The following is a 24,232-nucleotide window of genomic DNA, read 5'->3' as shown; positions in this document are numbered from 1 at the left end:
TATTACGCTGTTTTTATTTTATTTGGTTAAAAAATTTAAGGATAAATAATGATAACTTTAAAACAAGCTTTGAAATTTTCAAATGAAGAATTAGAAAATCTAAAAAAAGAATTAAACGAAAAAGCACACAAACAAAAGCATTTAGGTGCTTATGTAGAGCAGTTTTTAAATAAAGACTTGAGTGCTTCAGGTGCGGGTGTGCCTATTGCTATAAAAGATAATATCAGTGTTAAGGATTGGGAATTAACTTGTGGTTCTAAAATTTTGCAAGGCTATGTAGCACCTTATGATGCAAGTGTTATTGCAAATTTACGCAAAAATAATTTTGCTCCATTTGGAAGGTGCAATATGGATGAATTTGCTATGGGAAGCACTAGTGCTACTTCTTTTTATGGTAAGAGTTTAAATCCGCTTGATAATACTAAAGTCCCAGGTGGAAGTAGTGGAGGGAGTGCTGCTGCAGTTGCTGCGGGTATAGCTTTAGCAAGTTTGGGTTCAGATACAGGGGGTTCTGTAAGACAACCTGCTGCTTTTTGTGGTTGTGTAGGATTTAAACCAAGTTATGGAAGGGTTAGTAGGTATGGTTTGGCAGCGTATTCTTCAAGTCTTGATCAAATTGGAGTTTTAACACAAAATGTTGAAGATGCAGCGATTTTATATGATGCTATTGCAGGCTATGATGAAAAAGATAGCACAAGTGCAAATATAGCTTTTGAAGCAACCACACCAAAATTAAATTCTAATAGAAAATTAAAAATAGCTGTGATAAAAAATTATATTGATCAGTGCAATGAAGATGTAAAACAAGCTTTGTTAAAAACTATTGATATGCTAAAAGCCAATAATCATGAAATCGTTTATAAAGATTTGATGGATTCTAAATTTGATGTAGCTGCGTATTATATCATAGCAGCAGCCGAAGCAAGTGCAAATTTAAGTCGTTATGATGGCGTGCGTTATGGAAGAAGAAGTGAGCATTGTCAAAATTTGGGCGAACTTTATGTAAACACTAGAAGCGAAGGCTTTGGCGAAGAAGTAAAAAGAAGAATTTTACTAGGAACCTTTGTTTTAAGTAGTGGGTATTATGATGCATACTATATCAAAGCACAAAAGGCAAGAGCTTTTATTAAGAGAAAATACGAAGAAAATTTACAAGATTGTGATTTGATTTTTATGCCAGTTGCTCCAAGCGTGGCTTTTGGTTTTAATGATGTTAAAACTCCAGTGCAAATGTATTTAGAAGATGTATTTACTATTTCAGTGAATTTAGCAGGACTTGGTGGTATAAGTGTGCCAGTGGCTAAAAATGAAAATAAACTCAATATCTCAGCCCAGCTTATCTGCAAAGCTTATGATGAGCAAACCTTGTTAGATGGTGCTTTAAGCCTAGAAGAAATGATTAAAAACAAATAAAGGAAAAAATATGAAAATCATCAAACGCGCTTTAACTTTTGAAGATGTTTTGCTAGTTCCTCAGTATTCTGAAGTTTTACCTAAAGAAGTAGATGTTAAGACAAAACTTACCAAAAATATCACTTTAAATATGCCTTTAATCTCCGCTGCTATGGATACAGTAACCGAACACAGAGCGGCTATAATGATGGCAAGACTTGGTGGTATAGGGGTAATCCATAAAAATATGGACATAGCCTCGCAAGTTAGAGAGATAAAAAGGGTTAAAAAAAGCGAAAGTGGTGTGATTATGGATCCTATTTATATAGGAGCTAAAGCAAGTGTTAAAGAAGCACTAGAACTTATGGCTGAGTATAGAATTTCAGGCGTTCCAGTAGTAGATGAGAATAAAATTTTAATAGGAATTTTAACTAATCGTGATTTAAGATTTGAAAACAATTTTGACAATTTAGTAGAAAATGTAATGACTAAAATGCCTTTAATCACAGCTAAAAAAGGTTCTACTTTAGATGATGCTGAAAGAATTTTTTCTACTAATAAAGTGGAAAAATTACCAATTGTAGATGAAAATAACCGCCTAGAAGGTTTAATCACCATAAAAGACTTAAAAAAACGCAAAGAATACCCAAATTCAAATAAAGATTCTTATGGAAGATTAAGAGTAGCTGCAGCAGTGGGTGTAGGTCAGCTTGATCGCGTGAGAGCTTTAGTAGAAGCTGAAGTAGATGTTATAGTAATGGATAGTGCACACGGACATTCTAAGGGTATAATTGATACGCTAAAAGCAATTAAGGCTGAGTTTAATGTAGATGTAATAGTAGGAAATGTTGCTAGTGCTAAAGCGGTTAAAGATTTATGTGAAGCAGGTGCTGATGCTATTAAAGTTGGTATAGGGCCAGGTAGTATTTGCACCACACGCATTGTTTCAGGTGTGGGTGTGCCTCAAATTTCAGCCATAGATGAGTGTGCGATAGAAGCAAGCAGATACGGCGTGCCAGTGATTGCTGATGGGGGTATAAAATACTCAGGTGATATTGCAAAAGCTATCGCAGCAGGAGCAAGTAGTGTGATGATAGGTTCGCTTTTAGCAGGAACAGATGAGAGCCCAGGGGAGTTATTTACCTACCAAGGAAGACAATACAAAAGCTATCGCGGTATGGGAAGTTTAGGTGCTATGCAAAAAGGAAGTTCGGATAGATATTTTCAAGAAGGAACTGCTCAAGATAAGCTTGTGCCAGAAGGCATTGAAGGTAGGGTGCCTTATGTAGGAAGTATAAAAAGTGTTATCCATCAGCTTTTAGGTGGGCTTAGATCTTCTATGGGTTATGTGGGTGCAGCAGATATTAAAAGCTTTCAAGATAGGGCTGAATTTGTTGAAATTACTGCAGCAGGCTTAAAAGAAAGCCATGTTCATGATGTCACTATCACAGCTGAAGCACCAAATTACAAAGTGAGTAACTAATGGAATTTGAAGATCATATCAAACAAGCTGAGCTTTCGTTGGAAAAACTAAATGATAAAGATTTGAATTTGAAAACCTGTGTTGAAATTTACAAAGAGGGTTTAAAAAATATAAAAGAAGCTAGAACTATGCTAGAAAAAGCTAAGTTGGAAATTGAGCATATAGATGAGTAGTATAGTTGCTTTACAATTTCCAACTTTAGCTTTGAGTGAGTCAAGATTAGAGTATTATTTAAAAGCTGCTAAAGAAAGTGGCGCAAATTTAGTAGTTTTAGGCGAGTATGTGCTAAATAGCTTTTTTAGTGAGCTTAAAACTATGCCAAAAAGTATGATTAAAGAACAAAGCGAAAGTAAAAAAGCAAGTTTGATAAAATTTGCAAAAAAATACGAATTAAGCATTATAGCACCTATTGTTAGTGTTGAAAATGAAGGTTTAAAAAAACTTTGTTTAAAAGTTAGTCCGCAAAATATAAAAAGTTATGAACAGCAAATTTTAATGCCTTATACGCATTGGAATGAGGAGAAATTTTTTAAAAATAAAAAAAATAAAGAATTAAAACTTTTTACTTTTACTCATGAAAATTTAAAATGTGCGTTGCTTTTTGGATTTGAAGCGCATTTTGATGTATTTTGGCAAATGATTATGAAAAAAAAGGTTGATTTAGTTATCATTCCTACAGCTAGCACTTTTGAGAGTAATCAAAGATGGTTAGAGCTTTTAAAAACAAGGGCTTTTTTAAACTCAACAAGTATTTTAAGGGTTAATCGCATAGGAAATTTAAAACAAGAAAATGAGTGGAAATTTTATGGCGATAGCTTTTTTATCGATGCTTTTGGTCAAGTTCAAGAACAACTTGGCGAGCAAGAGGAAATGCTTGTAGTAGAAGTTAATAAAGCAAATGAAGCTAGAAACTTATGGGCTTTTGATAAGATTATTAAAAATTATGAAAATTAGTTTATATTAGGGAAAAATATGAGAAAAATTATAACGCAAATTTTGTTTTTTAGTTTTGTCTTTATGGGAATTTTTGCTTTTACTAGATTTTTAATGCTAGTAAATTTAACCAGTGAAAGCCAAAATTCTTTTATGGTGTATATGTATGGTTTAGCTCATGATATGAGAACTTTTAGTAGTGCTTTTTTACCTTTGTTTTTGTGTGGTTTTTTGACTTATTTTGCATTTATTTTTAAAAATAAAAAAATAAAATTTATTGGGGGGGGGGTAATTACTAAATTTTATTATTATTTTTCTAGTTTTTATGTAGCATTTATTGCTTTTGTCGTTTTAATTTCTGCTTTTATTCATTATTATTATTTTCAACTTTATGCTAGTAAAATCGATATCTTTGTTTTTGGTTTAAAAGATGATGATACTAATGCTATTTTTTCTATAATTTTTTCTGATTATCCTGTTTTAAAAGCTATTTTTCTTGCTTTGATTTTTAGTGTATTTTGTTTTTTTATTAATATGAAAATTTTGCATTTAAAATTTAAAAATATTAAATTACCCTTGATTGTTGCTTTTGTGCTTAATGTTTTATTGATTTATTTTTATATTGTCGCTTTAAGAGGGCATTTTACATATAATGCTTTAAGAGCTTCAAGTTATGAATTTAGCACTATAAAATCTTTTAATGAAATTTCTACAAATCCTTTAATGGCCTTTTCATGGGCTTATAAAGAATACAAAAGTCAGCAAGAATTTAAAAATGTAGATTTAAACCAAATTAAACACTTAGAAGAAAAACTTTTTTCTATATTTAACACTACTTTAGCAAATAAATATCATGCAAAAAATCATATTTATCTAAACATAATGGAAAGTTTTGGTTTTAATTTGATCGAATTTAGTAATGAAAATCTAGATCTTTTAGGAAGTTTAAAAAAACATTTTGATCAAGATTTTGTCTTTGAAAGATTTTTATCTAGTGCAAATAATACCATTGAAAGTTTCAATCGATTAGTGTTTTTGAGTCCAAATATCATTTCAAATGGTATATACCAAAAAGAAAAATTAGCTTTATCACCTTTACAAATTTATAAAAATGCAGGTTATAAAATAATTTTTGTTTATAGTGGTAATGCTTCTTGGTATAACCTTGGAAGATATTTTAACTATCAAGGAGCTGATGAAATTATAGATGAAAATACCTTAATGCAAGAATTCCCACAAGCTAAAGAAACTAAACATAAATACGGCATAGCAGATGAATTTGCATATAAGAAAATTTATTCTATTTTTGAAAATGCTAAAGTTCCGACTTTAGTTATATCTCTTAGTATTTCAACTCATAGGCCTTATATACATAAAAGCAGAAAAAATTTAATTAATGATAATGGCCTAAACAAAAAAATATTAGATGAATTTGTTATAAGCAATCCAAAAAATGCTTTAGAAGCTTTTGCTTATGCTAGTGATGAGTTTGGAAATTTTTTAGATCAAGTAAAACAAAGTCAATTTAAAGAAAAAATCATCATTGCTGCAACGGGTGATCATAGGTTTAGAGATATTAAGATGAATTTAAATTCGCAAAAGGCTTTTGCATATAGCGTTCCATTTTATTTATATATTCCAAAACATCTAAAAAATGGTATTTATTATGATAAAAATCGCATAGGTTCTCATAAAGATATTTTTCCAACACTTTATAATCTAAGCCTTAGTAATACAAAATATTTAAGTTTAGGTGGAAGAAACATGTTAGCACCTATAGATAATGAAAAATTAGAATTTGGCTTTAATGAACTTGTTTGGGTTGATAAAAATGGAGTGTATGAAGGAACAAAAGGATATTTTTTTGAAAGTAATTCAAGTTTAAAAGATACTAATAAAGCTTTTGAGATAGATTCATATCATAAAGAATTTTCAAATTTATATAAAGAATTGTTTCAAAAACAGCTAAATTATAGATTGATAAATCAAGACAAAACAAACACTCCTTAAAAAAGTTTAAATTTTAATTTTAGTAAATAAATGATAGAATTTTGCCTTAAATTTTAAATAATTTTGAGGCAAAAATGCAAAAAATTCATTTTATAGGCATAGGTGGTATTGGAATTTCAGCTTTGGCTAGGTTTTTAAAAGAGCAAGGTTTTATCATTAGTGGTTCAGATATTAAAGAAAGTAAAATCACAAAAGAGTTAGAAAAAGAAGGTATAAGTATAAAAATCCCTCATCATAAAGACAATGTCAAAAATGTAGATTTGGTAGTATATTCAGCAGCCATAAAAGAAAATAACGAAGAATTAATAAGTGCAAAAGAACAAAATATCACAATACTTTCAAGAAAAGAAGCTTTGCCTATGATTTTAAAAGACAAAAGAGTTTTTGCAGTTGCAGGGGCTCATGGTAAAAGTACAACTTCAAGCATTTTAGCAAGCTTGATAGAAGCTTCTGTGATTATAGGTGCGGTTTTAAAAGAAAGTGGCACTAATATGCTTTATAAAGAAAGTCAAAATCTTATTTTTGAGGCAGATGAAAGCGATAGTTCTTTTTTAAATTCAAATCCATATTTGGCTATAGTTACCAATGTAGAAGCTGAGCATTTAGATCATTATGGAAATGATATTACAAAATTACACAAAGCTTATGCAGATTTTTTAAATTTGTCTAAAATTCAAGTTATAAATGCTGAAGATGAGTTTTTAGCAAGTTTAAATTTAAATAATGCAAAAAAACTTTATCCAAGTAAAGATATTGTAAATATTTATATGAAAGTGGAAAATTTCAAGCCAAAAACCTATTTTACTCTTAAGGGTTTAGGGGAATTTAGTGTTTTTGGTATGGGCGAGCATGTGGCTATGGATGCTGCTTTGGCTATTTTGGCTGCAAGTGAATTTATCAGTATAGAAGAAATTAGAACTAGACTTTTAAATTATCAAGGTATAAAAAAGAGATTTGATATTTTATTTGCAAACAAAAATATGGCATTAATAGACGATTATGGACATCATCCAACTGAGATTAAAACTACATTAAAAGCAGCTAATGAATATGCAAGATTAGCTGGGTATGAAAAAACTATAGTTATTTTTGAGCCTCATCGTTATACGCGTTTGAGTGCAAATATAGAGTATTTTAGTGCAGTTTTAGCTAGTGTTGATGAGCTTTATATTTTACCTGTATATGCAGCAGGAGAGACTAAAATAGAAATTAATATGCAAAAATATTTTCCAAAAGCTAAATTTATAAAAGAAATCAAAAGAGAAGAAAACGCCATTTATCTTGATGAAGAACTGATTGAAAATGGTTTAGTGATAGGTTTTGGTGCAGGAGATATAAGTGTAAAACTTAGGGGATTATATGTTTAAGATTTTTTTATATGTATTAGCTTTTTTTGCAATTTTACTTTTTTTTATTTTTTTGCGTAAAAAAATAGGAAAAATTAGTAATTATCTTTTGGTTTTAGTGTTGATTTTAGCTATAGCCTTTGCGGTTAAATTTGAACTAAGTGCTACAAGAAGTGGAGTAGCAAAAAAAGAAATACTTAATGCATTTTTGCAAGGACAAAGTTTAAAATGTAAAGATATTAATATAAGTAAAGAGTATTTTAATTTTGAATACGGCACGCAAAGTTTTGTCTCAAATGGTAAAAATAAGCAATTTAAAGCATTGATTTTTGATATAAAAGATTGCAAGGTAGAAAAATAATGCAAGAGCAATTTTTTAAAAAGTTAGATTTAGATGGCTATATAGGAGAATTTAAAGGACTTTTTGCAAGAGATAAGGATATATTTTTACAAGGTGATAGCAAACTTCATTTTAAAAGAATCAACGAACTTGCCTTGATAGAATTTAACTCCCCGCCCGCACTTAGTGAGTTAAATAGCGCTTTAATTCATCTTAGCAAGCAAGGAATTTTGCATTTAGATCAAAGTTTTGAATTTATAAAAATTTGTAAGTATTTTGAGTATTTGAAAAAATTAAAATTTGAAGAAAGCTTGAAAGAGTGGCTTTTGAAAATAGAAATTCCACAAGCTATAGTAGAACTTTTTGAATATTTTGATGAAAAGGGTGAGATTAAAGAAAGCATTGATGAAAGACTTATTAATCTAAATTTAGCTTTAAAAATGAAAAAAGAAAGCTTAGTGGCTGAGTTTAAAAAACTCACCTATACTAAAAGTCTTAGTGCGTATTTAATCGACACGCAAATTCATCTTATAAATGGCATGGAAGCACTTTTGGTGCGTGGTGGGTTTAATCATGCTTTAAAAGCAAAAGTTATAGGCAGAAGCAGTGGGGGTGGTTTTTATATAGTGCCTTTGAGCGTGGAAAAAATCCAAAGCCAAATAGATGAAATTAAAGACGCTAAAGAAGAAATTTTTTATGAATATGCTAAAAAAATTAGCTTGGTTTTTTATAAAAATTTGATGTTTTTAAAATTTATTAATAATGCTTTTGATTTGTTTGATCACTATAGTGCTAGGGTTTTGATGGCTAAAAAGTATGATTATGAGTTTGTTTTAGCAGATAATTCTACAAATTTGATTTTACATGATTTTGCACATCCTGCTTTAAAGAATGCAAAAAGCGTGAGTATAGATTTTAGTAAAAAAGCTTTGATTATCACTGGGGTAAATGCAGGTGGTAAATCTATGCTTTTAAAAGGAATTTTAAGTGCAGCTTTACTCGCAAAACATTTACTTCCTATGAGAATAAACGCACAAAAAAGCCAAATAGGCAATTTCAAAGAATTTGATGCGATTTTAGAAGATCCACAAAATGTAAAAAATGATATTTCTACTTTTGCAGGAAGAATGCTGCATTTTTCTAAGCTTTTGGGTAAGAAAAATGTTTTATTGGGAGTTGATGAGATAGAGCTTGGAACAGATTTTGAAGAAGCAGCTTGTTTATATACTGAGCTTATTTTAAAACTTTTAGAACAAGATAATAAAATCATCATTACAACCCACCATAAACGCCTTGCCATGCTTTTGGCTAAAAATGAGCAAGTAGAATTAATCGCTGCTTTGTATGATGAGGAATTATCACGCCCAAAATATGAGTTTTTAAAAGGCACTATAGGTAAATCTTATGCTTTTGAAACGGCTTTAAGATATGGTATAAGTGCGAATTTAGTGCAAAATGCTAAAAAACTTTATGGGGAAGATAAAGAAAATTTAGAAGAAATGGTAAGTAAAAATATCAATCTTGAACTTTCTTTACGCAAACAAAGCCAAGAGCTTGAGAAAAAAGAAGCAAGGGTAGATGAAATTTTACTTTCACTTAAAGATCAAAAAGAAAAAAACGAGCAAGAATTAAAAAAACTTATTTCAAATTTAGAATTTAAATACCACAAGGCCATAGAAGAGGCTAAAAAAACCATAAATTTAAAAGATATCAAAGAAAAACAAAGAAGCTTAAACAAAGCAAATGAGCTTAAAAAAAGCATTGTTTTGCCAAGTATGGAGCAAAATGAAGAGCTTAGAGTAGGGGATTTTGTAAAATATGAAAAAATCAAAGGTAAAATCACTGCAATTTCAAAAAATGATGCGATGATTCAAAGCGATGGTTTGAGTTTGCGTGTGCCATTAAAGCTTCTTAAAAAAAGCAATCAAACCCCAACACAAAAAGTAAAATCAAGTGTTAATATAACCCGCCCAAGCGCTTTAAATATGACTTTAGATTTACATGGTTTAAGAAGTGATGAAGCACTTGATAGGCTGGATAAATTTATATCTGATGCTTTGATAGTGGGTTTTGATGAGGTGATAGTTTATCATGGTATAGGCACAGGAAAATTAGCTTTTGCGGTAAAAGAGTTTTTAAAGGCCCATAAAAGTGTAAAAAGCTTTAATGACGCACCGATTAATCAAGGTGGTTTTGGTGCTAAGGTGGTGAAACTTTAAAGATGGCAAAAGTCTTTAAATATAGCAATGAGGTTTAGCAAATGAAACAAGTGATGATTTTAAGTGGAGCTGGGCTTAGTGCTCCAAGTGGTATAAAAACTTTTAGAGCTAGTGGTGGGCTTTGGGAAGAGCATGATGTGATGGAAGTTTGCTCAGCAACTGGTTTTAGAAAAAATCCTAAAAAAGTTTTGGAATTTTATAATAAAAGAAGAAAAGAATTAGCTAGTGTTAAGCCAAATCATGCACATGAAATCATTGCTTTTTTAAAAGAAAAATTCCCAAAACAAATAAGCATTTTAACGCAAAATGTAGATGATTTATTAGAGCGCGCAGGGTGTAAAGAAGTGGTGCATTTGCATGGTTTTTTGCCTGAGCTTAGATGTTTAGAGTGTGAAAATGTTTTTAATATAGGCTATGAAAGTAGTGATGATAAAATTTGTCCTAAATGTCAGAGTAAAAGTGTAAGACATAATATCGTGATGTTTGAAGAAATGGCGCCAAATTATAAGATTTTATATGAGAAATTACAAAATTGTGATTTATTTGTGTGTATAGGCACAAGTGGGCAGGTTTTGCCTGTGGGGGAGTATGCAAGAGTGTGTGCACAAAGTATATTAAATAATTTTGATGAGGATAAACACTTAGAAAGAAATTTCACAAAAGTTTATATAGAAGATGTTTGCACGGCTATTGATAAAATCAAAATCGATATAGAAAATTTCTTGGAAGCAAAATGTTAGAAGCGATTTTACATGGAATTATTTTAGGTATGGGCGTTGCTGTGCCTTTTGGGCCTGTGAATATTTTGATTTTAAATACAGCCTTATCATCTTTTAAAAATGCTTTTTGTGTAGGACTTGGAGCTTTAAGTGCGGATATAGTTTTTTTAATTTTAATTAATCTTGGGCTTTTAAGTTTTGCAAATAATGAAATTTTTAATAAAATACTAGCTGTTTTTGGATTTTTCTTTCTAAGTTTTATGGTGTTTTTAATGCTAAAAAAAACAAGAAATGTTAATCTAAATAAAGTTCATAAAACACATCCTCTAAAGGGTTTTAGTAAAGGATTTTTTTTAAATATTACAAATCCTTATGTGATAGGTTTTTGGTTGAGTGTAGCAGGACTTAGTATGCAAAGTAAAAATTCTTTTGCTTTGCTTTTTGGTTTGGTTGGATTTATTGTGTTTTGGGTTTTTACTTTATCTTTTTTTGTATCTAAATTTAAGGCTCTTGTAAAAGATAAACATATATTTTATATCAACCTTTTTTCAGCAATCATTTTAGAGTATTTTGCTCTTTCATTATTGTATAAAGCTTTTATAGGATAAAACATGCAAGTAGTTGAAATTTTTAAAGAATTGGTTAAATTTAAATCCATTACCCCAGATGATGATGGTGCGTTAAATTACATCGCAGTGGAGTTAAGCGATTTTGAAGCTTTTTTTATAGAAAAAGAAGGGGTTAAAAACCTTTTGCTGACTAAAAAATTTAGCGATGATGGCGTGCATTTAGCTTTTGGCGGGCATGTTGATGTAGTGCCTGCGGGTGAGGGTTGGAGTAGTAATGCTTTTGAACCTTTGGAAAAAGATGGATTTATCTATGCAAGAGGCGCACAAGATATGAAAAGTGGTGTGGCTGCTTTTATGTGTGCGGCTAAAGAAGCTGAAAATTTCAAAGGAAGAATTTCGCTTATTTTAACATCTGATGAAGAGGGTGAGGCCAAATTTGGCACGCTTGAAGTGCTTAAATTTATGCAAGAAAAAAATATGCTACCTGATTTTGCTGTGGTTGCTGAGCCAACTTGTGATAAAAAATTTGGAGATAGTATTAAAATAGGGCGTCGTGGTTCTATTAATGCAAAATTACTCATTAAAGGCAAACAAGGCCATGTAGCATACCCGCAAAAATGCATTAATCCTGTGCATAATTTTGCTTTTGCGTTGAAATTTTTAGCAGGGTTTGATCTTGATCCAGGTGATGAGGTTTTTGCACCATCTAAAATCGTTATCACCGATATACGCGGTGGTATGGAAGTGTGTAATGTCACTCCAAATGATTTAAAATTAATGTTTAATGTAAGAAATTCTCCACAAACTAGCCTAGAAGATGTAAAAGCTTATGTGGAAAAAATTTGCGAAGGGCTTGATTATGAGCTTTGTATAAATCAAAGTTCTAAGCCATTTTTAACTCAAAATGATTCTAAAATCGTGCAAAAGTTAAATGAAAGCGTGCAAAAAATCACCCAAGTGGTGCCAGAGCTTAACACTAAAGGTGGCACAAGTGATGCAAGATATTTTGCTGAGTTTGGCGTGAAGGTTGTGGAATTTGGCGTGTGTAATGATAGAATTCATGCTATTGATGAAAGAGTTAGCATAGAAGAGCTTGAAAAATTGTATTTGATTTTTAAAGATTTGATAGAGAATTTTAACTAGGAAATATTTTTGAAAATGCATAATAAAGAATTTAGAGTAGCCTCTCATTTAAGAGTACCTCGCAACTGACGGCAAGTTAGCCCTCTAAACTTCTGAAATTATAACATTAGTTTTTTAAAATATGATTAATAGGAATTAAAATGTCTTTTGAGCTTGATGTAAGTAGTTATGAAAAAATAGAAAAATTATTTATAAATTATAATTTAAAAAAAGACTTTAAATTTAGAATGATAAAAGGAATTAATGTCTTACATTTTGGTTATTTATGGGGAGCCTGTAAAGAAGCACAAAAAATTTTAGAAAAAAATCAAGAATGTGAAGACTTGTTTGAGTTGATTATGAAAATTTATTCTAAAAGGCGTAAAAATCATCAAGCAAATTTTTTACTTTTGCAATGTTATGAAAATGCTCTAAGAAGCACTTTAGCTGTAAAAATAGCAAATTTATACAATGAATTAGAAGATAATTGGTTTAGATTTGGTAATAATGATGTTTTTAATTTTGCATTAAAAAATCTTTTAAAAAAGGTCAAAAATAGATGTCAAAAAATAGATGATTATAAGAATACTTGGCAAATTTTTGATAATTTTTGTTTGATTGATTTAGAAGAGATATTAATAGATCATTGGAAAGAGTTTGCTTATATATTTAAAGATAAAAAAATATATAAAAATCAAATTTTACCAAGTTTTGGCACAAAAGAACATCTTAAAACAAAGTTAAGCCAAATAAGAAAAGCTAGAAATGAAATCTTTCATAATAAACCTACAAAAATAAAATTTAAAAAAGATTTAGAAATTTTGCTTTTAAGACTTGGTTATAATTTAGAAGATGCTATTGATATTGGAAACATAAAAGAAGCTATTGTTTTAAAATTTAATTATAATAATATAGGTAATTAAAATATTTTTAAGCAAATAAAGGTTTTAAATGATTATTAACGGGCAAAAGCTTGAATTAAAAGAGCTTAGATTTATGGATTATGTTAAAGAAAAGCAATTAAAAATAGAATTTATTGCTTTAGAATTAAATGGAGAAATTATCCCAAGGGATAAATTTGAAAATCTAATTTTAAAAGAAAATGATAAAGCAGAAATTGTTACTTTTGTAGGGGGTGGTTGATGAAAATTAAATTTAATGGTAGTATGGTAAATACAGCTTTTAAAAACACTTTGGAATTTTTTCAAAGTGTGAGTAAAAATGAAAATGATGTGTGGATAGTCAATGGTTTTGCGACAAAAGAAAATTTAGATTTAAAAGAAAATGATGAGCTTTTTTGTATAGAAAAAAACACTTTGCCCCCTTATGAAGCTCTTGATGCGATGATGAGAGCAAGACATACTCCAAAATTGCATGATAAATTAAAAAAAGCAAGTGTGGCAATTTGTGGGCTTGGTGGACTTGGCTCGCATATAGCTATAAATTTGGCAAGAAGTGGGGTTGGTAGGCTTCATTTGATTGATTTTGATGTAATTGAGCCAAGCAATCTTAACCGCCAAGCTTATATGATAGAAGATTTAGGCAAATTTAAAGCTGAAGCTTTAAAAGAACAAATTAGCAAGATTAATCCTTTTATAGAAGTGTTTGCACAAGTTTTAAAAATAGAAAAAGAAAACATAGCCGAGCTTTTTATAAATGATGATATAGTTTGTGAAGCCTTTGATAGTGCAAAATATAAAGCCCTTTTAGCACAAAATTTTCATAAATTTTATCCACAAAAACCATTAATTTGTGGTTCTGGTTTAGCAGGTTATGGAGATAGCAATAGCATACAAACAAGAAAAATAGCAAAAAATTTTTATGTGTGCGGGGATTTAAAAAATGAAGCAAAAGTAGGCAATGGACTTATGGCTCCGCGTGTAAATATTTGCGCAGGACATCAAGCAAATTTAGTTTTAGAGCTTTTAGTGGGTGAGTAATGGATAAATTAAAAATAGGAAAACATGAGTTTAATTCTCGTTTTATTTTAGGTTCTGGAAAATTTTCTTTTGAGCTTATAAAATCAGCCATAGAAGAAGCTAAGGTAGAAATCATCACTTTAGCTTTACGCAGGGTAAATGATAAAGGCATAGAAAATATACTTGATTTTATCCCAAAGCACATTAAGCTTTTGCCAAATACTTCAGGCGCAAGAAATGCTAATGAAGCTTTGCGTATAGCAAAACTTGCAAGAGAGCTTGGTTGTGGGGATATGATAAAAGTAGAAGTAATTGGCGATAGTAAGTATTTATTGCCAGATAATTATGAAAGCATTAAAGCTACTGAACTTTTAGCAAATGAGGGTTTTACACCTTTAGTTTATATGTATCCTGATTTATATGCAGCCCGTGCTATGGTTAGTGCAGGAGCTGCTGCTATAATGCCACTTGGATCACCCATAGGGAGCAATAAAGGCTTAAAAACTAAAGAATTCATACAAATTTTATTAAATGAAATTGCTTTGCCTATTATAGTAGATGCAGGTTTAGCAAACCCTGCACAAGCAAGTGAGGCTATGCAAATGGGAGTAAGTGCGGTGATGGCAAATACTGCTATAGCACAAGCTAAAGATGTAGCTTTAATGGCAAAAGCTTTTGCTTTGGCTATAAAAGCAGGAAGAATGGGGTATTTAGCAGGTTTAGCAAGTGAGGCTATGCCAAGTGCAAGTTCGCCTTTGAGTGGATTTTTAAGGGATTAAAATGCAATTTTATCCTCACATGCAAAAAATTGAAAGTGAAATTTTAACCAAGGTTTTTGATGCACTTAAAAATTTCGATGAAAGTAAAATCAAACCTTTAGATGTTAAAAAAGCTTTGAGTAAGGATTATTTAAATTCAGAGGATTTAAACATTTTACTTTCAAGCACAGCGCAAGATTTTATAGAAGATTTAGCACAAAAAGCAAATTTAATCACCCAAAGGAATTTTGGAAATTCAAGAAGTATTTTTACCCCCTTGTATTTGTCTAATTTTTGCAATAGCAAATGCACATATTGTGGCTTTCAAAAGGGTAATAAAATCAAACGCGCCAAGCTAAATGAGGCTGAAATTCACAAAGAAATGCAAGAGATTAAAAAAAGTGGCTTGGAAGAAATTTTACTTTTAACGGGTGAGGGTAGAGAGTATGCTAGTGTGGAGTATCTTGCTAAAGCTTGCAAGATAGCAAAAGAGTATTTTAAAGTCGTTGGAGTTGAAGTTTATCCTATGAATGTAGATGAGTATGCACTGCTTCATGAAAAAGGTTGTGAGTATGTAAGTGTTTATCAAGAAACTTACAATATCAAAAAATATTCTAAAATTCATATTGAAGGTGAAAAAAGTGTTTTTGAGTATCGTTTTGATGCGCAAGAGCGTGCTTTAAAAGCAGGTATGAGAGGGGTTGCTTTTGGGGCTTTACTTGGCATAGATGATTTTAGAAAAGATGCTTTTGCTACGGCTTTGCATGCGTATTTTTTACAGCAAAAATACCCTCATGCTGAAATTTCATTATCCACTCCAAGATTAAGGCCTATTTTAAATAATAAAAAAATTCATCCCAAAGATGTAAGCCAAACAAGACTTTTGCAAGTATTGTGTGCTTATAGATTATTTTTGCCATTTGCAAATATCACCATTTCAACGCGAGAAGATGCAGATTTTAGAGATGGGGTGATTAAATTTGTGGCTACGAAATTAAGCGCTGGAGTAAGTGTGGGCATAGGAGAACACCAAGGCAATAAAAAAGGCGATGATCAGTTTCAAATCAGCGATATACGCAGCGTTGATGAGGTTTTAGCTATGCTAAAAAATGCAAATTTGCAAGCTATAATGAGTGATAATATCTATGTGGGATAAAAAAATTATTGCCATTAGCACTGATTTTAGCACTCAAGATGATGCTATAAATTTTGTTGAAAAATTAAGTAAAAGCAGTGTTGATGCTCTAGTTTTAAGGCAAAAACAATTAGATGAGGATGGTTATTATGCCTTAGCAAAAGAAGTTTTAAAAATTTGTGCGAAAAAAAACCTTCATTGTATTTTGCATAATTTTTATAGGCAAAGTTTAAAATTAAATCATCGTTTTTTTCACGCGCCTTTAAATTTATTAAATCAAGAACCAAATCTTTATAAATATTTTCATAGTTTAGGCACTTCCATACACTCTAAAGAAGAATTAGAATTAGCTTATAAATTTAAAGTTAATTATGCTTTTTTTGGCCATGTTTTTCAAAGTGCATGCAAGGCTAATTTAAAGCCAAAGGGTATAGAAGAATTAAAAGCTATGCTAAAAATCTCAAAAATTCCCCTTTATGCTATAGGTGGGATAAATACTCAGACTATATTGCAATTAAAAAATTTAAATATAGCGGGTGTATGTATAAGAGAAGCTTTTTATAAAAGTGAAAATTTAAAAGATTATGTTTTAGAATGTAAAAATCTTTTAACCCAAAAAAGGGTTAAAAGATTAAAGCCAGAAGAAATATGCAATTACTGCTAAAGCTACAGAGCAGAAAATATTTAAAACTATTCCTACTTTTACCATTTCTTGTTGTTTGATATGGCCTGTTCCAAATACTATAGCATTTGGCGGTGTTGCAACTGGTAGCATAAAAGCACAAGAAGCGCCTATAGCAATGATTAATGCAAGTCCTAAAGCAGGAACCCCTAAAGTCTCTGCTATAGATATAAATAAAGGCACAAGCAAAGCTGCTGAAGCGGTATTTGAAGTAAATTCTGTTAAAAATACTATAAAAAGGGCTACTATTAAGCCTATGATAAACAAATGTCCATTCTCTATAAAAGAAATCATAGTATCAGCCATTACTTTACTTGCTCCTGAATCTTTTAACACAATACTTAGCGTTATACCACCACCAAAAAGCATCAAAACACCCCAATCTGTATTTTTTTGAATACTTTTCCAATCAATAACCCTAAAACTACAAACTAAAATAGCAGCTAATAATGCAATGATTGAATCAAGGTTTGCTATTTTATGTCCAAAGATACTTGTGATAATTGGGCTAATTTTGCTACTAAAAATCCAAGATAATGCTACAGCTAAAAAGATAACCAAAGTGATAATTCTAGGTCTTGTTAATTCTATATGTTCAGTATGAAGATTTACTTGCATATTAAATTTAGGTTTAAACATAAAATATAAGATAAAAATCATTGCAGGTAAAAAAATCAAAACAATAGGAATTCCATATTGAAGCCATTGTGCGAAGCTAATGTGTAATTGAGTAGCAACTATAGCATTTGGAGGAGTTCCTACTATAGTTCCTATACCACCTATACTAGCACTAAAGGCTATACCTAAAAGTATAAAAACATAAGTATTTCTTTCTTTTTCAGGATCAAGTGAAGCTAACATACCTATGGCAAGTGGAAGCATCATAGCAGCTGTTGCGGTATTACTCATCCACATAGATAAAAATGCAGTTGTTATGAAAATATATAAACTTGATAATCCTAAATGTCCCTTTGCTAATGTAAGAATTTTATGTGCAATCATTTTGTCTAGTTTTTGATGATGCATTGCAGCAGCTAAAGCAAAACCCCCAAAAAACAAAAATATATTAGAATCAGCAAAGCCTGCCAACGCTTTTGGTGTAGGCAATAAACCCAAAATAGCAGCCAAAACAGGAACTAAAATAGCTGTAATTGTAACATGCAAGGCTTCACTAAGCCAAAGTATTGCTATAAAAATTAGCAAAGATAAACCTTGATTAACCTTGGTTTCTCCAAAAGGCGAAAAATAAAGCAAGGCAATGAAAAGCACCAAATCTGCTATAACGATCAGTGTTTTTGTATTTGAACTCATTGAAATTACTCCTTAAAAAAATTGTAGTTTTGTAACATATTCTAGATGAATTTTCTTTTAAATATCAACTTTTTATTTAAATTTTTTATTTAATATCAAATTATGTGAAAAAAAGTAAATTTTTATTTAAATTTATTTTTTGGTATAATTTTTGCTGTTTTATATTTTAAATTCTTTTAAAGATTAAAATTCGAGGAAAAATTATGATAAAAAAAATACTTTTATTATTTTTGGTCTTATTTTTTAGTGCATGTGCGATAAATTCTAAAAATCAAGGTGTTGCAAGGGTAAATGAGGTTATAAAAATTCAAGCTCAATGCTATAATCCTTCAGACTCTAAAGCTTATGAAGCTAAAATTCAAGGGTTAAGATATATTAGCGATGTAGGATTAAAATATTGCTCCAATAAAAGAACAATAGACAAAAGTGCTTCACTAAAGAAAGTTTATATACATAGAATTTATGACTTAAATGAAAATTTAAAATATTCATCATCAAATGGAAAAAATTATTATATTAATGAAAATTTTAATTATTATTTTTATGTATTTTTAAAAGAAGAGTTAGAAAATAGAGGTATTATAGTGGTTGATGATACTCAAAATTCACCTTATATTTTAAGAGTAGATTTAAGTTTTAATGATTTTTATTCTAAATTTGATTCTAATTCGCTTTTTTCTATTGTAGCAAGCCAATTAGAGCTTAAAGATATTAATACAAATAAAAGAGTTAATATAAAAACAAAACAAGAAGTGCAAGGTTTTAACAAAATTACTGATTTGCCTTTTTATACGCAATTACTTATAAAGCAAGTGGCAAATAAAGCTGCTGATATTATTAGTTCTTTGTGAGATGTTTTAATTGCCATGGATTTTCTTTTGCAAGCTTTTGTCCAGCTTGCAAAGAAGAACTTTTGGAGTATTCTTTAGGTATTAGAGAACTTGAAGATGGATTAAAGGTTTATTATTTTTACCAATATGAGCAAATAAAACATTTGATTTATTTTAAACATAAATTTCAAGGATACTTTGTCTTAAATGCCTTAGCAAAATTAAGTTTTGCTAAATTTAAAGATTTTTTTAATCCACAATGTATGATTAATGCTATAGCTTTAGATGATAAAACATATGGAAATTATTCTCATACAGCTATATTAACACATCATTTAAAAACTAAATTTATAAAGCCTATGTATTTTACCTTGCAGGCTAGTTCTAAAATAAAATATAGTGGTAAAAATTTGCAATTTCGTAAAGAAAATAAAAGACTTTACAAACTTTTGAAATTTCCAAAATATCCAGTTATTTTGATAGATGATATAGTTACAAGTGGAAATAGCTTAATGGAGGCTAAAAAAGTTTTGGAAGAAAATAATATAGAAGTTCTTTTTGCTTTAGTTTTAGCTAATGCAAAATTTGATACAATTGGGTATTAATTTTAAGGATTTATATGGAAAATATTTTTAAAAAAGATATGGATATTGAAAATATCGATATAGAAAATTCTATAAAAAGTAGTTATTTAGATTATTCTATGAGTGTTATTATAGGCCGTGCTTTGCCTGATGCAAGAGATGGTTTAAAGCCTGTTCATAGAAGAATTTTATATGCTATGAATGATTTAGGCGTAGGAAGTCGTAGTCCTTATAAAAAATCAGCGCGTATAGTCGGGGATGTAATAGGTAAATATCATCCACACGGAGATGTTGCTGTTTATGATGCTTTAGTTAGAATGGCTCAAGATTTTTCTATGCGTTATCCAAGTATAGATGGTCAAGGTAACTTTGGATCTATAGATGGAGATGGTGCTGCTGCTATGCGTTATACTGAAGCTAGAATGACGATTTTAGCTGAAGAACTTTTAAAAGATTTAGATAAAGATACGGTTGATTTTGTTCCAAATTATGATGATTCTATGAGCGAGCCTGATGTCTTGCCAGCCCGTGTTCCAAATTTATTGCTAAATGGATCAAGTGGTATAGCAGTTGGTATGGCTACTAATATACCACCACATAGTTTAAATGAATTAATTGATGGGCTTTTGTATATTATAGATAATAAGGAAGCATCTTTAGAAGAAATAATGCAATTTATAAAAGGCCCTGACTTTCCAACCGGTGGAATTATATATGGTAAAAAAGGCATAATAGAAGCTTATCGCACCGGCCGTGGTAGAGTAAAAGTAAGGGCTAAAACTCATATAGAAAAAAGAGCTAATAAAGATATTATAGTAATAGATGAACTTCCTTATCAAACCAATAAAGCAAGATTGATAGAACAAATTGCTGATTTAGTAAAAGAAAAACAAATAGAAGGAATTTCAGAAATTAGAGATGAAAGCGATAGAGAAGGAATTCGCGTAGTTATAGAATTAAAGCGTGAAGCTATGAGTGAAATAGTTTTAAATAATTTATTTAAATCTACTGCTATGGAAAGCACATTTGGCGTTATAATGCTTGCTATTTATAATAAAGAACCAAAAGTTTTTTCTTTGATAGAGCTTTTAAAATTATTTTTAAATCATAGAAAAACCGTTATCATAAGAAGAACTATTTTTGAATTACAAAAAGCACGTGCTAGAGCTCATATTTTAGAAGGTTTAAAAATAGCTCTTGATAATATAGATGAAGTAATTGCTTTGATTAAAAATTCTCCTGATAATCCTAGTGCAAAAAATTCCTTAATGCAAAAATTTGGCTTAAGTGAACTTCAATCTAATGCTATTTTAGATATGAAACTAGGACGCTTAACAGGTCTTGAAAGAGAAAAAATAGACAATGAATTAAAAGAATTAATGCTAGAAATTCAAAGACTTGATGCTTTGTTAAAAAGCGAGCAATTATTAGAGAATTTGATAAAAGATGAATTAAAAGAAATAAAATCAAAATTTGATGTTCCAAGAATCACTCAAATAGAAGATGATTATGATGATATAGAAATAGAAGATTTAATACCTAATGAAAATATGGTAGTAACTATAACTCATAGAGGTTATATAAAAAGAGTTCCATCAAAACAATATGAAAAACAAAAAAGAGGTGGTAAAGGCAAATTAGCTGTTACTACTTATGAAGATGATTTTATAGAAAATTTCTTTACAGCAAATACTCACGATACTTTAATGTTTGTAACTGATAGAGGACAGCTTTATTGGCTTAAAGTTTATAAAATTCCAGAAGGTAGTAGAACAGCAAAAGGAAAAGCTGTTGTAAATTTAATAAATTTACAAGCTGATGAAAAAATTATGGCAATAATCCCAACTACAGATTTTGATGAAAGCAAATCATTATGTTTCTTCACTAAAAATGGTATAGTAAAAAGAACCAATTTAAGTGAATATCAAAATATTAGAAGTGTTGGTGTAAAAGCTATAAATTTAGATGAAAACGATGAGTTAGTAACTGCTATTATAGTAACGCGTGATGAAAATGAGTTGTTAAATAATGATGAAAACATTGATGAAAATAATGCAATTGATGGCAGTCAAAACGATGAAATACCTGAAAATTCAGCAGGTAAAATGCTTTTTGCGGTTACGAAAAAAGGTATGTGTATTAAATTCCCACTTGCTAAAGTAAGAGAAATAGGGCGTGTAAGTAGAGGGGTCACAGCTATTAAATTCAAAGAAAAAGATGATGAGTTAGTAGGTGCTGTAGTTATAGAAAATAATGAACAAGAAATTTTAAGTATTAGTGCAAAAGGTATAGGAAAACGCACCGATGCAGGTGAATATAGACTTCAAAGTAGAGGTGGCAAAGGTGTAATTTGCATGAAGCTTAATGCAAAAACAAAAGATCTAATAAGTGTTGTTATAGTAGATGAAAGTATGGATTTAATGGCTTTAACATCAAGTGGTAAAATGATTAGAGTAGATATGCAAAGCATTAGAAAAGCGGGTAGAAATACAAGTGGTGTAATAGTTGTAAATGTGGAAAATGATGAAGTTGTAAGCATTGCAAAATGTCCAAAAGAAGAAGATGAGGACTTAGAAAACGAAGCTAATGCAGATTTAAATTTAGAATAGTAAAATATTGGAATACTTTTTGCTATTTTAAAAAATATTTTAATAAATTGAAGGTGTAAAATGAAAAAATTTCTTTTAATGTTATGTTTGGTTTTTGGTTTTAGTGCATGTGCGCTAGATCAAAGAGGTTTGAATGCTACTCAGCCAAAAGCAGCTACTCAAGCAGCTAGTTCTGATGTTGTAATTCAAAAGGTAGACAAAGAGGATGTGCGTAATATCATTAGAGAAGAAAAAATGCTAGCTAATGATACAAGCACTGATAATGATTTAACATTTACAGCAGTTGGTGAGGGCATTGCTCCTTTAAATACGGTTTCTGTAGGACAAGCTTTAGCTTTAGCAAAAAGAGCAGCAATTACTGATGCTTATAGACAGCTAGCTAGTAAGTTATATGGGGTAAGAGTAAATGGTAAAGATACCGTTAAAGATGCTATGCTTAAAAGTTCAACTATAACAGCTCAAGTAAATGGTCTTATAAAAAATGCTAGTGTTGTTGATCAAGATTTTAAAGATGGTCTTTATAGAGTTAATGTAGAACTTAAAATTGATGCTGACAAGTGGAAAGAATTGTTTGCTTATTAATCCTTGTAATTTTTAAGGCTTTTGCCCAAGATGAATTTATATTTTGGGCTGAGCTTTCTAATAAAAATTTCATTCTTTATCATCAAAACGAAACTATATCTATTGCTATGACAAAAAGCAAAGATAAAAAGCTAGAATATGCCTGCGAACTTCTTTATACTTTAAGTGATTTAGAAAAATTTATTTATGATAGTTTTGGCAATATTGATGAAGAAAAAATGACAAAAATTGATAAATTTAATTTTTTAAACTCACATAAAAACGATTTAGTTGATTGCTTTTTAAATTCTAAAATAGATGTAAAAGATTTTACAAAAACAAATTTAGCAAGTGCTCAAAGTGAAACTTATGTTAGAATTTTACCTTTACGCTTTATAGTTGAATTTCACTCAAATAGTGCAATTGTATATTATTTAAAATAAACACAAAGCTTTTTTTTATACAAAAGTAGTTAAAATAATCAAAAAAATAAGAGTTTAAATGCATAAAAATATACCGCGTTATTTATTGTTTAAGTATCTTCGTTTTGATAAAGAACAACCTTTTATTATGCTTTCAAAAATTTTAGCATTTTTAGGTGTTAGTATAGGGCTTTGTGTGCTTTTAGTTGCAATGGCTATTATGAATGGATTTGATAAAGAATTTGAAAAAAAGCTTTTTACTATGAACTATCCTATTACAATACTTCCTCGCTTTGGAGCAAGTGTGGATGATAAATTATTGCAAGAGTTGAGAAATAAGTTTCCTAGTTTACTTTTTAGTCCCTATATTCATACGCAAGTTATAGCTAGAAATGATTTAAAACTAGAAGGTGGAGTGCTTTTTGGAGTTCATTTTGAAGATGAAAGAAAAATTAATGAAGTAGTTGATCAAGCATTAAAAGAAAAAAAACTTGATAGCTTTGATATTTTGATTGGAAATGGTTTGAAAACTGAATTTAATCTTGATTTTGATGATAAATTGACTTTAATTTTTTCTAATTTAGATGCAAGTGGATTTTCTTTAATTCCAAAAGTGAAGCGTTTTGATGTAAAAGCTTCTTTTTCATCAGGTTTGCTTGCTTATGATAAAGCATATATGTATGTTGATATTAAATCTTTAGCTAAAATTTTATCTTATCCAAAAGGTGTTTATGATGGTGTACATGTATATTCTAATAAACCTTTTGAAGAAATTAAGCAAATTGAGAATTTTTTAGGGCCTAAATTTGCTAGTATAGGTTGGTGGGAGCAAAATGGCAATTTTTTTGCAGCATTAGCTTTAGAAAAAAGAGCATTATTTATAGTTTTAATGCTGATTATTTTAGTGGCAAGTTTAAATATAGTAAGCTCCTTGCTTATGATAGTTATGAATCGTCGTAGCGAGATAGCTTTATTGCTTTCATTGGGTGTTAGCAAACTAGAAATTAAAAAAACTTTTTTTTCTTTAGGATTTTTAATAGGTGGTAGTGGAATTTTTGCTGGTATAGTGCTTGCTGGTATAGCTTTGTGGGTGCTTGGTAATTTTGATATTATTTCTTTACCAAGTGATGTTTATGGTATGAGTAAATTACCACTTGAGCTTTCTGTATTTGACTTTCTTGCCACTATTTTTGGGGCTATTTTAATAGTGAGTTTATCTTCTTATTATCCTGCAAAAAAAGCTACTCAAGTAGATATTTTAGACACATTACGCAATGAGTAAATTTAA

Annotated in this window: 24 protein-coding genes; 23 read left to right on the top strand and 1 reads right to left on the bottom strand. The window is 29.9% G+C overall.

The window, feature by feature from the left end; genetic code table 11:
• Positions 1 to 48: 48 nt before the first annotated feature.
• From gatA to CPEL_RS06320, 17 genes are all read left to right on the top strand, one after another.
• Entirely contained in the window at positions 49 to 1,413 is a 1,365-nt protein-coding gene (gatA, locus tag CPEL_RS06400) for an Asp-tRNA(Asn)/Glu-tRNA(Gln) amidotransferase subunit GatA (protein WP_044599105.1), read from the top strand.
• Between the two features lie 10 nt (positions 1,414 to 1,423).
• Entirely contained in the window at positions 1,424 to 2,875 is a 1,452-nt protein-coding gene (gene guaB, locus CPEL_RS06395) for an IMP dehydrogenase (RefSeq protein WP_044599104.1), read from the top strand.
• On the top strand, positions 2,875 to 3,048 hold the full coding sequence (gene xseB / locus CPEL_RS06390; RefSeq protein ID WP_044599103.1) for an exodeoxyribonuclease VII small subunit: 174 nt from the start codon (positions 2,875 to 2,877) through the stop codon (positions 3,046 to 3,048). Before guaB ends, xseB begins: the two co-directional genes overlap by 1 nt.
• The gene (locus CPEL_RS06385) at positions 3,041 to 3,829 is read left to right on the top strand and encodes a carbon-nitrogen hydrolase family protein (RefSeq protein WP_044599102.1); all 789 of its coding nucleotides are present in this window, start codon (positions 3,041 to 3,043) and stop codon (positions 3,827 to 3,829) included. Before xseB ends, CPEL_RS06385 begins: the two co-directional genes overlap by 8 nt.
• An 18-nt stretch (positions 3,830 to 3,847) precedes the next feature.
• Positions 3,848 to 5,818: an LTA synthase family protein gene (locus CPEL_RS06380; protein ID WP_044599101.1), complete on the top strand. Its 1,971-nt coding sequence runs from the start codon at positions 3,848 to 3,850 to the stop codon at positions 5,816 to 5,818.
• A gap of 74 nt (positions 5,819 to 5,892) precedes the next feature.
• On the top strand, positions 5,893 to 7,185 hold the full coding sequence (murC, locus tag CPEL_RS06375) for a UDP-N-acetylmuramate--L-alanine ligase (protein WP_044599100.1): 1,293 nt from the start codon (positions 5,893 to 5,895) through the stop codon (positions 7,183 to 7,185).
• Positions 7,178 to 7,525 carry a hypothetical protein gene (locus tag CPEL_RS06370; protein ID WP_044599099.1) on the top strand — a complete coding sequence of 116 codons (348 nt, stop codon included), beginning with the start codon at positions 7,178 to 7,180 and terminating at the stop codon, positions 7,523 to 7,525. The genes murC and CPEL_RS06370 overlap by 8 nt, the downstream gene beginning before the upstream one ends.
• Complete coding sequence (locus tag CPEL_RS06365; RefSeq protein WP_044599098.1) at positions 7,525 to 9,723, top strand: endonuclease MutS2; 2,199 nt, start codon at positions 7,525 to 7,527, stop codon at positions 9,721 to 9,723. The genes CPEL_RS06370 and CPEL_RS06365 overlap by 1 nt, the downstream gene beginning before the upstream one ends.
• Before the next feature lie 41 nt (positions 9,724 to 9,764).
• Entirely contained in the window at positions 9,765 to 10,463 is a 699-nt protein-coding gene (locus CPEL_RS06360) for an SIR2 family NAD-dependent protein deacylase (protein ID WP_044599097.1), read from the top strand.
• Positions 10,457 to 11,050, top strand: a complete 594-nt coding sequence (locus tag CPEL_RS06355; protein ID WP_044599096.1) for a LysE family transporter — start codon at positions 10,457 to 10,459, stop codon at positions 11,048 to 11,050. The genes CPEL_RS06360 and CPEL_RS06355 overlap by 7 nt, the downstream gene beginning before the upstream one ends.
• Positions 11,051 to 11,053: 3 nt before the next feature.
• Positions 11,054 to 12,154, top strand: coding sequence for a succinyl-diaminopimelate desuccinylase (dapE, locus tag CPEL_RS06350; protein ID WP_044599095.1), 1,101 nt, complete (start codon positions 11,054 to 11,056; stop codon positions 12,152 to 12,154).
• Between the two features lie 140 nt (positions 12,155 to 12,294).
• On the top strand, positions 12,295 to 13,056 hold the full coding sequence (locus CPEL_RS06345; RefSeq protein WP_044599094.1) for a hypothetical protein: 762 nt from the start codon (positions 12,295 to 12,297) through the stop codon (positions 13,054 to 13,056).
• A 28-nt stretch (positions 13,057 to 13,084) separates the two neighbouring features.
• Positions 13,085 to 13,276, top strand: coding sequence for a sulfur carrier protein ThiS (thiS, locus tag CPEL_RS06340; RefSeq protein WP_044599093.1), 192 nt, complete (start codon positions 13,085 to 13,087; stop codon positions 13,274 to 13,276).
• Positions 13,273 to 14,073, top strand: coding sequence for a thiamine biosynthesis protein ThiF (gene thiF / locus CPEL_RS06335; protein ID WP_148308783.1), 801 nt, complete (start codon positions 13,273 to 13,275; stop codon positions 14,071 to 14,073). Before thiS ends, thiF begins: the two co-directional genes overlap by 4 nt.
• Positions 14,073 to 14,831: a ThiGH complex, thiazole synthase subunit ThiG gene (locus tag CPEL_RS06330; protein WP_044599091.1), complete on the top strand. Its 759-nt coding sequence runs from the start codon at positions 14,073 to 14,075 to the stop codon at positions 14,829 to 14,831. The genes thiF and CPEL_RS06330 overlap by 1 nt, the downstream gene beginning before the upstream one ends.
• Before the next feature lies 1 nt (position 14,832).
• Positions 14,833 to 15,966: a 2-iminoacetate synthase ThiH gene (gene thiH, locus CPEL_RS06325; RefSeq protein WP_147575786.1), complete on the top strand. Its 1,134-nt coding sequence runs from the start codon at positions 14,833 to 14,835 to the stop codon at positions 15,964 to 15,966.
• Positions 15,956 to 16,609: a thiamine phosphate synthase gene (locus tag CPEL_RS06320; protein WP_044599089.1), complete on the top strand. Its 654-nt coding sequence runs from the start codon at positions 15,956 to 15,958 to the stop codon at positions 16,607 to 16,609. Before thiH ends, CPEL_RS06320 begins: the two co-directional genes overlap by 11 nt.
• Here CPEL_RS06320 and CPEL_RS06315 read toward each other — a convergent pair.
• Positions 16,577 to 17,938, bottom strand: coding sequence for an SLC13 family permease (locus tag CPEL_RS06315; protein WP_044599088.1), 1,362 nt, complete (start codon positions 17,936 to 17,938; stop codon positions 16,577 to 16,579). The genes CPEL_RS06320 and CPEL_RS06315 overlap by 33 nt on opposite strands.
• Before the next feature lie 203 nt (positions 17,939 to 18,141).
• Between CPEL_RS06315 and mapA the strand changes: the two genes are divergently transcribed.
• From mapA to CPEL_RS06285, 6 genes are read left to right on the top strand one after another with little or no spacing between them, the layout of a single operon-like run.
• A complete protein-coding gene (gene mapA, locus CPEL_RS06310) occupies positions 18,142 to 18,789 on the top strand; it encodes an outer membrane lipoprotein MapA (RefSeq protein ID WP_044599087.1) in 648 nt (215 codons plus the stop codon).
• The gene (locus CPEL_RS06305) at positions 18,786 to 19,373 is read left to right on the top strand and encodes a ComF family protein (protein ID WP_044599086.1); all 588 of its coding nucleotides are present in this window, start codon (positions 18,786 to 18,788) and stop codon (positions 19,371 to 19,373) included. The genes mapA and CPEL_RS06305 overlap by 4 nt, the downstream gene beginning before the upstream one ends.
• Before the next feature lie 14 nt (positions 19,374 to 19,387).
• Entirely contained in the window at positions 19,388 to 21,961 is a 2,574-nt protein-coding gene (gene gyrA / locus CPEL_RS06300) for a DNA gyrase subunit A (RefSeq protein ID WP_044599085.1), read from the top strand.
• A gap of 60 nt (positions 21,962 to 22,021) precedes the next feature.
• Positions 22,022 to 22,543 carry an LPP20 family lipoprotein gene (locus tag CPEL_RS06295; protein ID WP_044599084.1) on the top strand — a complete coding sequence of 174 codons (522 nt, stop codon included), beginning with the start codon at positions 22,022 to 22,024 and terminating at the stop codon, positions 22,541 to 22,543.
• Entirely contained in the window at positions 22,519 to 22,965 is a 447-nt protein-coding gene (locus tag CPEL_RS06290) for a hypothetical protein (RefSeq protein ID WP_044599083.1), read from the top strand. Before CPEL_RS06295 ends, CPEL_RS06290 begins: the two co-directional genes overlap by 25 nt.
• A 58-nt stretch (positions 22,966 to 23,023) precedes the next feature.
• On the top strand, positions 23,024 to 24,226 hold the full coding sequence (locus CPEL_RS06285; RefSeq protein WP_044599082.1) for an ABC transporter permease: 1,203 nt from the start codon (positions 23,024 to 23,026) through the stop codon (positions 24,224 to 24,226).
• Positions 24,227 to 24,232: the final 6 nt, after the last annotated feature.

It is taken from the genome of Campylobacter peloridis LMG 23910, assembly GCF_000816785.1.
GTDB lineage: Bacteria > Campylobacterota > Campylobacteria > Campylobacterales > Campylobacteraceae > Campylobacter_D > Campylobacter_D peloridis.
The sequence above is the reverse complement of the archived record's forward strand: the minus strand, read 5'-3'. Positions and strand labels throughout refer to the sequence as shown.